The sequence below is a fragment of the Micromonospora tulbaghiae genome (assembly GCF_900091605.1).
Lineage (GTDB): Bacteria > Actinomycetota > Actinomycetes > Mycobacteriales > Micromonosporaceae > Micromonospora > Micromonospora tulbaghiae.
The window spans coordinates 200,843-213,005 of sequence record NZ_FMCQ01000008.1; the positions used below are offsets into that span (position 1 = coordinate 200,843).

The 12,163-nt window shown below is 73.1% G+C and carries 12 protein-coding genes; 7 read left to right on the forward strand and 5 right to left on the reverse strand.

Annotated elements, in window-relative coordinates; genetic code table 11:
- Nucleotides 1-67 precede the first annotated feature (67 nt).
- The 4 genes from GA0070562_RS22765 to folP form a co-directional block, all read right to left on the reverse strand.
- Complete coding sequence (locus GA0070562_RS22765; RefSeq protein WP_091426053.1) at nucleotides 68-556, reverse strand: DUF3180 domain-containing protein; 489 nt, start codon at nucleotides 554-556, stop codon at nucleotides 68-70.
- An 85-nt stretch (nucleotides 557-641) separates the two neighbouring features.
- On the reverse strand, nucleotides 642-1,169 hold the full coding sequence (gene folK, locus GA0070562_RS22770; RefSeq protein WP_091425721.1) for a 2-amino-4-hydroxy-6-hydroxymethyldihydropteridine diphosphokinase: 528 nt from the start codon (nucleotides 1,167-1,169) through the stop codon (nucleotides 642-644).
- Nucleotides 1,166-1,525: a dihydroneopterin aldolase gene (gene folB, locus GA0070562_RS22775; protein WP_091425723.1), complete on the reverse strand. Its 360-nt coding sequence runs from the start codon at nucleotides 1,523-1,525 to the stop codon at nucleotides 1,166-1,168. Before folB ends, folK begins: the two co-directional genes overlap by 4 nt.
- Nucleotides 1,522-2,490 (reverse strand): dihydropteroate synthase, encoded by a 969-nt coding sequence (gene folP, locus GA0070562_RS22780; protein WP_175438837.1) that lies wholly within the window; start codon nucleotides 2,488-2,490, stop codon nucleotides 1,522-1,524. Before folP ends, folB begins: the two co-directional genes overlap by 4 nt.
- Before the next feature lie 358 nt (nucleotides 2,491-2,848).
- On the opposite strand from folP, the gene GA0070562_RS22785 reads away from it, so the two are divergent.
- The 7 genes from GA0070562_RS22785 to GA0070562_RS22815 all read left to right on the forward strand — a co-directional run bounded on the left by GA0070562_RS22785 (nucleotide 2,849) and on the right by GA0070562_RS22815 (nucleotide 11,410).
- Nucleotides 2,849-3,163 carry a hypothetical protein gene (locus GA0070562_RS22785; protein WP_013288976.1) on the forward strand — a complete coding sequence of 105 codons (315 nt, stop codon included), beginning with the start codon at nucleotides 2,849-2,851 and terminating at the stop codon, nucleotides 3,161-3,163.
- Between the two features lie 14 nt (nucleotides 3,164-3,177).
- Nucleotides 3,178-3,540, forward strand: a complete 363-nt coding sequence (locus GA0070562_RS22790; RefSeq protein ID WP_013288977.1) for a hypothetical protein — start codon at nucleotides 3,178-3,180, stop codon at nucleotides 3,538-3,540.
- Nucleotides 3,541-3,589: 49 nt separating this feature from the next.
- Nucleotides 3,590-6,973, forward strand: coding sequence for an ATP-binding protein (locus GA0070562_RS22795; RefSeq protein ID WP_091425728.1), 3,384 nt, complete (start codon nucleotides 3,590-3,592; stop codon nucleotides 6,971-6,973).
- 187 nt (nucleotides 6,974-7,160) lie between these two features.
- Nucleotides 7,161-9,071, forward strand: coding sequence for an MraY family glycosyltransferase (locus GA0070562_RS22800; protein WP_091426055.1), 1,911 nt, complete (start codon nucleotides 7,161-7,163; stop codon nucleotides 9,069-9,071).
- Entirely contained in the window at nucleotides 9,068-9,628 is a 561-nt protein-coding gene (locus GA0070562_RS22805; RefSeq protein WP_091425730.1) for a hypothetical protein, read from the forward strand. The genes GA0070562_RS22800 and GA0070562_RS22805 overlap by 4 nt, the downstream gene beginning before the upstream one ends.
- Nucleotides 9,625-10,800, forward strand: a complete 1,176-nt coding sequence (locus tag GA0070562_RS22810; protein WP_091425733.1) for a M23 family metallopeptidase — start codon at nucleotides 9,625-9,627, stop codon at nucleotides 10,798-10,800. Before GA0070562_RS22805 ends, GA0070562_RS22810 begins: the two co-directional genes overlap by 4 nt.
- A gap of 10 nt (nucleotides 10,801-10,810) precedes the next feature.
- Nucleotides 10,811-11,410, forward strand: a complete 600-nt coding sequence (locus GA0070562_RS22815) for a hypothetical protein (RefSeq protein ID WP_091425735.1) — start codon at nucleotides 10,811-10,813, stop codon at nucleotides 11,408-11,410.
- Nucleotides 11,411-11,415: 5 nt separating this feature from the next.
- Here the strand turns inward: GA0070562_RS22815 and GA0070562_RS22820 are convergent, their stop codons facing one another.
- Complete coding sequence (locus GA0070562_RS22820) at nucleotides 11,416-11,973, reverse strand: hypothetical protein (protein WP_091425738.1); 558 nt, start codon at nucleotides 11,971-11,973, stop codon at nucleotides 11,416-11,418.
- Nucleotides 11,974-12,163: the final 190 nt, after the last annotated feature.

Here is a 12,163-nt window from a genome sequence, read left to right on the forward strand (position 1 = left end):
GACCGGTGGCGGCCGTCGCTCTCCGGTCGCCAGGGACGGTACCTCCGGGGCGGGGTGGGGGGAACCCTCAGAGACGCCCGCGGGGCGTCTCCCGGTCGCCCGGCTCGCGGTCCTCGTCGTCCTCCTGCTCCGGCACCCGGCAGGAGCGTTCCAGCCAGAGCGCGGCCGCGACCAGCGCCAGCGCGGCGATCAGGCCGCCGAGCGCGGCGGGGCGATCGTTCGTGGCCGCGTTGGTCTGTTCCACGAAGAGCCAGCCGGTCAGGCCGGCGTAGAAGCCGGCGAAGATGGCCCCGGCCAGCGCGGACGCCTTTGCCAGCACCACGAACCGGGCGACCAGCAGTGGGTTCACCGGCTCCCGGCCGGGTCGCCGCTCGATCCGGCCCCGGGTGTTCACCGCCGCGTAGCCCTCCAGCACGGCCAGCCCGGCCAGCGTGATCACCGGCAGCCAGGGCAGGTCAGACCCGAGGTCTCCGTAGAAGCTGCTGATCAGCAGCCAGGCCACCGCGGCGGCGGCCAGACCGGCCACCACCAGCGTGGAGGTCCGGGTCGGACCCATCCGGAAGCGGTCGGGCCCCTGCGGGGAGCGGTCGGTGCTCACCGCACCTCCTCAGCTCGCCACTGCCGGGCCACGCTCCACCGGGTCATGTGTCCGACTCTAGCGTCAGATCGGGTCGCGGGCTCAGTTCCAGGGCGTCCCCGGCCAGCGGCTCGGCGTTGAGCAGGTCGGTCAGCCAGCCGTGCCCGGGCAGCCGGCCGTGCGGCTCGATGTCGATCCACGGGCGCAGCACGAAGGCGCGCAGGCGGGCCCGGGGGTGCGGCACTGTCAGCTCGGGATCGTCGCGGAGCACCGGCTCACCGGCGTCGTCCCAGACCGCGATCACGTCCACGTCCAGCGTGCGGGGCCCGTACCGCCGTTGCGGGTCGCGGGCGCGCCCGGCCGCCGCCTCCGCGGCCCGGGCGCGGGCCAGCCAGTCCTCGGGCGTCGCCGCCGGGTCCGCGGCCATCACCACCGCGTTCAGGTACGCGGGCTGGTCGGCGTCCCCCCACGGTGGAGTCTCGTAGACGCCGGAGACCAGCAGCACGCTGTCGCCGAGCGCGGCCACCGCGCCGCGCAGGTGGCCGAGGCGGTCGCCGAGGTTGCTGCCGATCGACAGCACGGCCCGGGTCATCGGGTACGCCGCATCGTGACGGCCACGTCCCGGAACGCGTGCGGGATCGGGGCCTCCGGCTTGTGCACGGTCACCGTCGCGGCGGCCACCAGCGGCTCGGCCAGGCAGACCGCGAGCAGCCGGTCGGCGAGCGTCTCGATCAGGTTCACCGGCTCGCCGGTGATCACGGCGACCAGGCGTTCGGCCAGTTCGCCGTAGTGCACGGTGTCGCTCACCTCGTCCGAGCGCGCGGCCGGGCCCAGGTCCAGTTCGAGCACCGCGTCGACCACGAACTCCTGCCCCTGTGCGCGCTCGAAGTCGTAGACGCCGTGGCGGCCGTGCGCGCGCAGGCCAGTCAGCTCGATCCGGTCGGTCATCGGTCGCCTCCGCTCAGGCCGGTGGCCGCTTCCGCCGGCCGGGTGCCGCCGGTGGCCGCCTCCGCCTGCCGCCCGCCGGTGGCCGCCTCCGTCGGCGACGCGCTCGCAGGCCGGGTGCCGGTCGCGGTGGCGAGCCGGGGGCTGCCGGTGGCACGCCAGACGGCGAGCGCGTCGGCGGTGGCGCGGACGTCGTGCACGCGTACCCCCCAGGCGCCGGCCGCGACGGCGAGCACGCTCGTCGCGACGGTCGCGGCCTCCCGGCCGGCGGTGGGCCGGGGCTCGCCGGCCGGGTCGGCGAGCAGCCGGCCGAGGTAGGACTTGCGGCTGGCCCCGAACAGCACCGGAAAGCCCAGGTCGACCAGCTCGGGCAGGCGGGCGCTCAGCGCCCAGTTGTGGGCGGCGGTCTTCGCGAAGCCCAGGCCCGGGTCGACGATGATCCGGTCGGCGGCCACCCCGGCGGCGAGCGCGGCGTCGACGCGCCGGCTCAGCTCGTCCCGGACCTCGGCCACCACGTCGGTGTACGTGGCCAGCTCGCGCATCCCGCGGGAGTGCCCCCGCCAGTGCATGAGCACCCAGGGGCAGCCGGCGTCGCGGACCACCCGGGCCATGTCCGGGTCGGCGAGGCCGCCGGAGACGTCGTTGACCACGTACGCGCCGGCGGCGAGGACCGCCTCGGCGACCCGGGCGCGGCTGGTGTCGATACTGACCCGGATGCCGGCGGCGCTCAGCTCGCGGACCACCGGCAGCACCCGGGCGGTCTCCGTCTCCGCGTCGACCCGGTCGGCGCCGGGCCGGGTGGACTCGCCGCCCACGTCGATCAGGTCGGCGCCGTCGGAGCGTAGTCGCACCCCGTGTGCGACGGCCGTGTCCAGATCGGCGTATCTGCCGCCGTCGGAGAAGGAGTCGGGCGTGACGTTGAGGACGCCCATCACCACCGGGGTCTCCGCCCGTACCAGATCGGTCACGGACCCGACAGTACCGTTCGCCGGCAGGGCTTCCGGCCACCGGGCGAGCGCCCGACGCGGCACCCCTGACGTGCGCATTGGAACAGGTGTACGATCGGTCATCCGGGCCGTCCGAGGTCGACTCTTCACGGCTTGTCGCAAAGGTGGCCGGGCCGTACGCTTTGGAATTGCCCAGCATCGAGATGGCGAAGCCTGGAGGGAGGGCCGAAGCGGGAAGAATCCCCCCAAAACTCACCACTCTGCGTGGTGGGTGACGGACTCAGCGTTGACGGCGCTGTCTCTGACGAGCACCATCCCGCCAGGCTTGCCTACTTGCACCAACGCGGCGCTGCCGGCCGCGACCTTGGGGAGGTTTCCAGTGATCGCCATCGAGCTCATGGCAACGGCGTCCAGTGCCGTGGACCACGCGCTCCACACCCTGGCGTCGACTCCACTCGCCGAGCCGGCCCCGAAGGGCATCGACACCGACAACGTCGTCACCTTCTTCGCCAGCAAGATCGCGCCGATCCTGCTCGCGGTCCTCGGAGTGATCTTCATCGGCCGGGCCAGCCGGGGTGAGATCTCCAAGGTGCTGACCAGCTCGGCCATCGCCATCATCGGCCTGGCCTTCATCGCCGGAGCGGCCACACTCTTCTTCGTCGGCGACTACCTGATCAACCTGATCTTCGAGTAGGGCGTTGGGCGACGATGCGGCTGCGCACCGACGACGACATCTACCGGGCACGCCTCGTCTACCTGGGGCCGCCCGGGTACACCCTTCCCGTCCACCTGCCGTACGCCCAGTACGGCCTGTTCATGCTGCTCGTACCCCTCTACATGTTCATCCACTGGTTGTTCACGCTCCAGGTCGAGCTGTTCCCCGCCTGGGAGATCTCGCTGGCGATCGTGACGACCTCGTTCATCTTCCGGTACGTCGACCCGGACCGGCCCGCGCGCATGGTCATCCGGACCGCGCTGACCGACTGGCGACGCACCCGGGAACCGGCCACCGAGCAGCGGGATCCGCGGCTCGTCGCGAGCCGGATCAGGATCCGGGAGGAACTGGCATGACCGGGCGTACGACAACCGTGCAGACGAACGACGCGGGTGAGGCGGTCGCATGAGTCGCTCTTCCACGCCGGGTTCCCCGGCCGGGCGCCCGGCCGGGCCCACCGGTAACGGTGCGCGATCGTTCGACTACCCGCCGGACGAGGATCTGGACGAGGTCGTCCTGGACAGCGCGCTCGTCACCAGCCCCGGGCACAGCCGCGTCGGCGTCTTCCAGCCGCCGCGACCGCTCACCCCGCGCGAGCCGGTACGCCCCGACGGCGACATCGACTCCCCCTTCCTCGACCTGTTCGGCGGCGCGCAGCCCCGGCGGCGACCGGCCGCGCCCACGCCGCCCGCACCGGTCGAGCCGGTGGTGGCCCCGCCCCGCCGCGGCGTCGGCCGCGAGCCCCTGCCGATCCCGCACCAGCCCGCCGTGCCGGTCGCGCCGGTGCCCCGGCCCGAACCGGAACCACCGGCCCGCGAGCAGACCCCTGGGGTACGCGTGGTCGGGCGCCCCCGGCCCGAGCCCACACACGCCGCACCGCTGCCGATCGAGCCGTCCCTGCCCGACCCGCCGGCCGCGATCGCCCCGCCGCCGCCGTCGCGTAGCCGGGTGCCGCAGCAGGCCGGTGACCGGCTGCCCGCTCTCCGGCCCCCGGCCGAGCCCGAGCCGGCGCTCCCGCCGCCCCCGCAGATCCACGCCCCCGCGCCCGCGCCTGCTCCCGCCGACTACCGGGAGCCGGATCTCGCTGCGGCCGACCCGCTCGCGGCCGGCGCGGCGCCGTCGCGGGAGGTCGGCCGTCCCGCGCACCGCGAGGTGGCGCCGCCCCGGCAGCGCACGCCGGACCGCCGGAACCGGCCGACCAAGCCGGTCCGGGTCCGCGCCCCGAAGATCAAGTTCGGCGACCGGGATCCGTCGGTCGAGCTGGCCATCACCGAGATCGCCGGCCACCTCACCTTCACCCCGAACACCGTCACCGCCTGGTACTGGCTGCCCGAGGTGCGGTGGGCGTTCCGGCCGGACGCCGAACGCGAGGCGCTTCTCTCGGCGATCTCCGAGCAGTACGCCGGACTCGCCGGGTTCCGGCTGCACCTGCGTCGCACCACCCGGCCCTTCCCGGCCGACGAGTGGGCCCGCACCATCGACGCGCACACCGCCGCCCCGCTGCCCGACGTACCGGGCACCACCGGATGGGCCGACCACCTGGTCGCCGCCCAGCGGCACCTGATGGCGGTCAACCACGCCGAGGGCCAGACCTACCTCGGTGTCACGTTCGCCCGCCGGTCACTCGGCGACTCACTCACCGAACGACTGCTCCGCACATTCGGCCGGGGCACCGCCGACGGCGAGCGGCGCCGGCTGAGCCGTACCGTCGAGCAGTTCGACGAGGTCCTCGGCGCGTTCGGCATGCGCGGGCGCCGGGTCACCGCGCCCGAGCTGGAGTGGCTGCTCTACCGCTCGGTGGCGCTGTGCATGGCGCCGCCCGGCGTCCTGTCCCCGATCACCAACGGCCGGTGGGAACGCGGCGATCTGCTGGCCCTCACCGAGCAGGTCGAGCGCTACCGCACCCCGTACGGCTCCACGGTGAAGCTGGTCAACCGGATGACCGGCGAGGAACGGCACGTCGCCGTGCTCGCGGTCGGCCGGATGGAGCCGCTGGAGATCCCCGAACGGCACGAGCCCTGGCTGCACTTCCACGAGCGGCTGCCGTGGCCGATGGAGCTGTCCACCCGGGTCGACATCCTCGGCCCCAACGACTCCTTCCGGAACCTCGAACACCGGCTCCGGATGATCCGCTCCCAGCAGCTCGACTACGCCGAGCACGGCATCGACGCGCCCCCGGAGCTGGAACGACTGGCCAAGCGCGCGCTGGTGATCGGTGACGAGATGACCACCGGCCTGCCCGTCGACTCGGCCCGGGCACACGGCTGGCACCGGATCGCGGTCGGCGGCCGTACCCGGGAGGAGTGCATGGAGCGGGCCCGGCGGCTCATCCAGCTCTACTCCCGGGAGCTGCGGATCTCGCTGCAGCATCCGAAGAACCAGGACTGGCTGGCCCGCGAGTTCATCCCCGGCGAGCCGATCGCCAACACCGGCTACGTCCGGCGGATGCCCGTCAACCTGCTCGCCGCCGCGCTGCCCCAGGCCGCGTCCACGGTCGGCGACCGGCGCGGCGACCTGATCGGGCGTACCGCCGGCACCTGCCGCCGGCCGGTCTTCCTCGACCTGCACTTCCCGATGGAGGTACGCGAGCGCTCCGGCCTCGCCGTCTTCGTCGCCGAGCCGGGCGGTGGCAAGTCGACGCTGCTCGGCGCGCTCGGCTACCTGGCCGCCCGCCGCGGCGTGCAGGTGACGCTGCTCGACCCGTCCGGCCCGCTGGCCCGGCTCTGCGCCATGCCCGAGCTGGCCCCGTACTCCCGGGTGCTCAACCTGACCGGCTCCGAGCAGGGCACGCTGGCGCCGTACTCGCTGATCCCGACGCCGCTGCGCAGCGAGTTCGGCGCCGGGGCGCCAGGCGACCGCGAGTTCGAGATCGCCGTCTCCAACGCCCGAGCCGAGCGCCGGATGCTGGTGCAGGACATCTGCATGATGCTGGTGCCGCCGCAGGTGGCCCGGGAGGCGTCCACCGCCACGCTGTTCCGGCACGCGGTACGCCAGGTGCCCGCCGAGGAGACCTCCACGCTCGACGACGTGGTCACCTGCCTTCAGGGGCTCGACGACGACGCCGGCCGCGAGCTGGCCCACCTGCTGCTCGACACCGCCGAGATGCCGCTGGCCATGCTCTTCTTCGGCCGGCCGCCGGAAGGGCTGCTCGGCGCCGACGCCGCGCTCACCGTCATCACCATGGCCGGCCTGCGGCTCCCCGACCTCAAGATCGAGCGGGAGTACTGGTCGGCCGAGGAGGCGCTCGCGCTGCCGATGCTGCACACCGCGCACCGGCTCGCCGTACGCCGCTGCTACGGCGGGTCGATGTCCTCCCGCAAGCTGGTCGGCCTCGACGAGGCACACTTCATGGAGGGCTGGCGGTCCGGGCGGTCGTTCCTGGTCCGGCTCGCCCGCGACTCCCGCAAGTGGAACCTCGCAGCGCTCGTCGCCTCGCAGAACCCGAAGGACATCCTCGGCCTCGACGTGCAGAACCTCGTCTCCACCGTCTTCGTCGGCCGGATCGCCGAGGACAGCGAGATCGCCTCCGAGGCGCTGCGCCTGCTGCGGGTGCCTGTCGACGACGGGTACGAAGCGACACTCGCCTCGCTCTCCCAGGCCGACAGCGGATCGGCCAACCGGCTCGGCTTCCGCGAGTTCGTCATGCGCGACGTCGATGGGCGCGTGCAGAAGGTCCGAGTCGACGTGTCGTACGTCGACGGGCTGCTGGAGCACCTGGACACCACCCCCGCTGCGGTCGCCCAGGCCGCCGGGATACTGCCGACCGTCCTGGCTGACCTGGAGGCGTGACATGGCAAGGGCCTGTGTCGGAGTCCCCGGTCGAGCCGAGGCGGAGCCCAGGCGGCGTCCGGCAAGGCGGCGTTTCTTCCGGATACCGGTGTCGTATCCGGACGGAACTCCAACGCGGCCGGTCGTCGCCTGGGCCCGCCGCAGGCCGGCCAGGGACTCCGACACAGGCCCGCGGGCCCGGGCACGGATCGCGGCGCTCCTCCTCGCGCTCGGCGTACTCGCCGGGGCCACGATCTCCTGGCCGGTGATCGGGGCGGCCACACCCGCGTACGCGGCCGCGCCGGTCACCCAGGCGCGCGCCGAGCTGTGCAGCACCAAGGAGTGGCAGGCCGACTTCCGGTCCTGCGTCGGCAAGCTCAAGGAGGTGAGCGAGGACCAGGTCGAGTGCCGTAATGCCCCGGTGCCCGCCGCGCCGGACTCGGGCCTGGCCGGCTGGTTCGCGTCCCGGCCCGACTCGGCGAAGGAGCCCGGCCCGAAGGGCCTCTACAGCGACTACGGGTACGCCGGATACAGCTACAACACGTACGACGTGGACGGCGGCTGCGCCTCCTCGGTGCTGCACCCGGACTACCGATTCACCACGATGGTCGCCAACGGCGAGTTCATGTTCGCCAACGCGGTGATCGGCGCCTCGAACGCGCTGCGTGAGCGCGCCTGGGATCCGCGGACGATGTGGAGCTGGGCCGACCCGCTTGTGGAGCAGGCCACCAAGGCCGTCTACCAGAAGGTGTTCAGCGTCTTCGGCATCATCACCGTCTGCGTGGTCGGCCTCTACCTGCTCTGGCGGTCCCGCCAGTCGGACATGAGCAACGCGATGACCACCGCGGGCTGGGCGCTGCTGGTGATGGTGGCGGTGACCGCGCTGGCCGCCTGGCCGGTCAAGTCCGCGAACATCGCCGACAACACGCTGATCACCACGCTGGGCGTGGTGCACGACGCGGTCGGTCCCTCCTCCAAGACCGTTCCGCCGGACAAGTGCGCGCTGCCGAACCCGAGCGCCTGTGTCGACAAGCGGCCACCCGCCGTGCGCGCGAGCGACACGGCGACCGAGACGATGCTCTACCGGAACTGGCTGCGCGGTGTGCTCGGTTCGGCCGACAGCGAGACCGCCAAGAAGTACGGCGAGGCGCTCTACGACGCCAAGTCCCTGACCTGGGGCGAGGCGGAGGCTATCCGGACTAAGCCGGCCACTCGCGACGTGGTCATCAAGGCCAAGCAACAGCAGTGGGCCAAGGTCGCCGAGCAGATCAAGACCGAGGACCCGGAGGCGTACGAGTATCTCCAGGGCACCCGGGACATGGACCGGATCGGCGCCGGGTTCATCGCGGTGCTGGCATCGGTGCTGTTCGCCATGTTCGACCTCACCGCGTCGCTGCTGGTGCTGCTCGGCTTCCTGATCTTCCGCTGGGCGGTGATCGCCGCGCCGATCCTCGGCACGGTCGGCCTGATGCGCCCGGCCAGCGCCGGCCTCCGGCGGCTGGCGAACGCGGTGGTCGCCGCGGTCTTCAACATCGCCATCTTCGGCACCGGCGCGGCCATCTACCTCTTCGCCGTCGACCTGATCATGAACACCGCCACGCTGCCCGGCTGGCTCCAGGTGGTGCTGGTCTGGCTCTGCGGGGTGGTCGGCTGGTTGCTGCTGCGCCCGTACCGCCGGATCACCCAGCTCGGCGGCAAGGACAGCAGCGAGGCGGTCAGCTCGGCCGGCTCCTGGCACCGGCGGTTCTTCCGGGACATGCGGATCGCGGCCCGGCTGGACGTGGCGGAACCCGGCGGCACCAACGAGCCGGCGATCGGCAAGCGCCGTACCGTCACGGCCGACCAGCGCAGCCTCCGGCCGGAGGCCCGGCACGAGGATCCGGCACACAGCGCCAGACCCGCTGAACGGGAGCGGCCGGACGGGCGGGAACGGCCGGAGGAGGCACCCGCCAGCGGACGACCGGCGACCACACCCCGGCCCCGGCGCGCGCCGTCGACCTGGACCGAGCCGGACGTGCCGGAGGAGTCGCCCTCCTACGCCGTCTACCGGCCGGACTCGGCGGGCCGCGGCACCTCCCCGGCCCGGCCGGCGCCGCGCATCCGCTCCGAGGCCCGGTGAGTCCGGTGCGACGCGCGCTGGAATTCCTCTTCACCCGGATCCTCCGGTCCCGGATCGGCGTCGCCCTCGTGATCGCCGTGCTGGTCTTCGGGGTGATCGGCGCGGCCCGCCTGGTCGCCGGGCCGGGCGACCCGGGCCTCGGCCTGACCAGTCGACCCACCCAGCCGATCAGCACTTCGGACCCGGAGGCCGGTGACGACGGCGTGCTGGCCAGCCCGCCGGCCGCGGTCGCTCCGAAGACCCGGCCGGGCGAGGACACGCCGGAGCAGGTCGCCGGGCGGTTCACCACCGCGTGGCTGAGCGGTCCGGGCAGCAGCGGCGACGCCTGGCAGGCCCGCCTGCGGCCACTCTCCACCCCGGCGCTGGCCGAGAAGATGACCGGTGCCGACCCGGAGACCGTTCCCGCACGGAGGACGACGGGCGCTCCGACGCTCCGGCCCCGCACCGAGTCCTTCGTGGAGGCGTTGGTCCCGCTGGACAACGGCACGCTCCGGCTCGAACTCGTCGCACCGGACGGGCCCTGGCTGGTGGACGCGATCGACTGGGAGCGGTCGTGACCGCCGGCCCGGCCGTCGCCGGACAGGTCCGCCGGAAGCTACGCCTGGGCGTGGTCGCCACCGCCGTCGCGAGCGTGCTCGCCCTGCTCTGCTGCGTCGGCGGCGCCGGCGCCTTCCTCCTCACCGAACTGGGCGGCGACGAGGACGACCCGAAGCTCGCGGCCCTGAACTGTGACCCGGCCTACCAGGTGAACCTGACCGGCGACATGCCGCGCTTCGCCGAGTACGGCGAGCGCCAGCTGCGCAACGCCGCGGTCATCATCAAGGTCGGCCAGGACATGAAGCTCCCCGCTCGCGGCTGGGTGATCGCGCTGGCCACCGCGATGCAGGAATCAGCGCTGCGCAACCTCGCGAACAGCACCGTCCCGGCGTCGCTCGCGCTGCCGCACGAGGGAGTGGGCGCCGACCACGACTCGCTCGGCCTGTTCCAGCAGCGGCCCGGGTGGGGCAGCGTCGAGCAGCGGATGACGCCCTCGTACACGGCCCGGAAGTTCTACCAGAAGATGGTGCAGGTGCCGAACTGGCAGCAGCGCCCGCTCACAGTCGTGGCCCAGCGGGTCCAGGTGAGCGCCTATCCCGACGCCTACGCCAAGCACGAGGAACTGGCCGGACGCATCGTCGACGCGCTCGCCGGCGGCGCCGCCCGGACCGTGGAGATCGCCGGGAAGGCCGTGTGCGACGCGGCGGCCGGAGACCGGATCGCCGCCTCCGGCTGGACCGCGCCGCTGCCCGGCGGCGTGGTCTCCGGCTTCCGCACCACCGCCCGTCCCAGCCACCACGGCGTGGACCTGGCCGCCTCGAAGGGCACGCCGATCCACGCCGCCTCGGCGGGCCGGGTGCTGGTGGCCCGCTGCGACCCCGACCGCTCCGGGCGGAAGGACTGCGACCGGGACGGCTGGCCGAACAAGGGTGGCTGCGGATGGTTCGTGGACATCCTGCACGCCGGAGGGTTCATCACCCGTTACTGCCACATGGTCGAGCGACCGAGGGTGGTGCCGGGTCAGTCGGTCGCGGCGGGTGAGGTCATCGGGCTCTCCGGCAGCAGCGGCAACTCGTCCGGCCCGCACCTGCACTTCGAGGTGCACAAGAACGGCGACCGGTCCAGCAACGGCGCGGACAACCCGGTGCCCTTCATGCGCAAGCGGGGCGCGCCCCTCGGCGAGACCGAGTGAGGCCGGGCGGATGAGCAATCCCCTGCCCGACCCGTTCGCCGACCGGCCGGACTGGGCGCCGCTGCCGCCCCGGCCGGTGGAGACCGTCCCCGCCACCGGCGGGACCGAGCTGCGTGGCCGCCGGGTGCTGGTCGGCCTGCCCGGTCTCGGCTGGCGCGGCGACCTGCGGGCCGACGAGCGCGTGGTGCAGGGCAGCCGCACCTACGTGCCGGTGATCCCGGAACACGAGTGGTACCGGGCCGAGGCCGAGCAGGTGGAGGTGTTCGCCCCGCTGGTGCCTGTGGAACGGGTCTGGGTGGAGACCATCGGCGAGCGGCGTCCGGCGACCGGGGCGACCGCCCCGGGACTCCGGCTGGTCTCGCTGGACGTGCCCGAACGCCGGCCGCCCACGCCGGTGTTCGAGGCCGACGCGGTGACCGGGCGGCGCGTGGTGCACGTGGACAACGGTGTGGAACGGCGCGACCTGCGTGCCGTCACCGAGACCTACTCCGGCGCGGACGGCGACATCTGCGTGCGGGTGGCCCCGGAGCTGGAGTGGTACCGGTGGGCGTGGCGTGGCCAGGCACCGACCACGTTGGAGGTGCCGGTGCACCTGCTCTGGCTCGAGTAGCCGCGTCAAGCGGCGCGTTGTGCCGAGCAGACGCCCCAGCCGTCTTGGTCCTTCGTCTCAAAAACCCAAGTCTGGCGATCACCCTGGCGAATCCCGTCCACCACCGCTGAGAACACCAGGTCTACCCGCACCTGAGCCTTCTCACCCGCCTGCTCGACGCTGAGGTTCTCCCAGCTCACGGAAATCGTCGTGTTAAACCGTTGCTCCCGTGCGACAAGGTCATCGCGAAGTGATCGCAGATCGTCAAGGTCGACGTCGTTACGGCACTCGAACCCCGCGGCCTTGACGTCATTGCGTTCGTCGACGGAGTACTGGATGTAACTAGCGACGACAACCTCAGGAGAGCCACGGTCCGGGGCGGTTGCGCGGTCGTACAGCACGAACCCCACCACCCCGCCGACAGTGCACAGCACCGCCAGCACCCCCGCGACCACAGTGAGCACTGTGCGCACCGGGCGCTTGGGGCGTACCGGTGCGGGAGCGGGCGCGGGGGGCGCCAACTGCTCCGGCGGGGTCCGCTGCGCCGGTACTCGGGACACCTGGGAACCGGCGGGGGGCTGCACTGATTCCACCTCCTGAGGCTATCGGCTGCGCCTCGCGTACCCAATGCCTGGAACTGGCGGATCGTGGCGAACCGCCGGGCGGACGCCGCCCGGCGGCGGGGTGAGGCTGCTCACCGCCGACCAGCTCACCGCGCCGACCGACATCCCGGTGGACGGCCGCCGCCTGGGTTACCGTCACACCTCGGGGAGG

Excerpts from the sequence above, each read along its gene's own strand:
- folK (WP_091425721.1), bottom strand. The coding sequence starts at position 1,169 with ATGACCCGGGCCGTGCTGTCGATCGGCAGCAACCTCGGCGACCGCCTC.
- GA0070562_RS22815 (WP_091425735.1), top strand. The coding sequence starts at position 10,811 with ATGAGCAATCCCCTGCCCGACCCGTTCGCCGACCGGCCGGACTGGGCG.
- GA0070562_RS22790 (WP_013288977.1), top strand. The coding sequence starts at position 3,178 with ATGCGGCTGCGCACCGACGACGACATCTACCGGGCACGCCTCGTCTAC.
- folB (WP_091425723.1), bottom strand. The coding sequence starts at position 1,525 with ATGACCGACCGGATCGAGCTGACTGGCCTGCGCGCGCACGGCCGCCAC.
- GA0070562_RS22765 (WP_091426053.1), bottom strand. The coding sequence starts at position 556 with ATGGGTCCGACCCGGACCTCCACGCTGGTGGTGGCCGGTCTGGCCGCC.
- GA0070562_RS22795 (WP_091425728.1), top strand. The coding sequence starts at position 3,590 with ATGAGTCGCTCTTCCACGCCGGGTTCCCCGGCCGGGCGCCCGGCCGGG.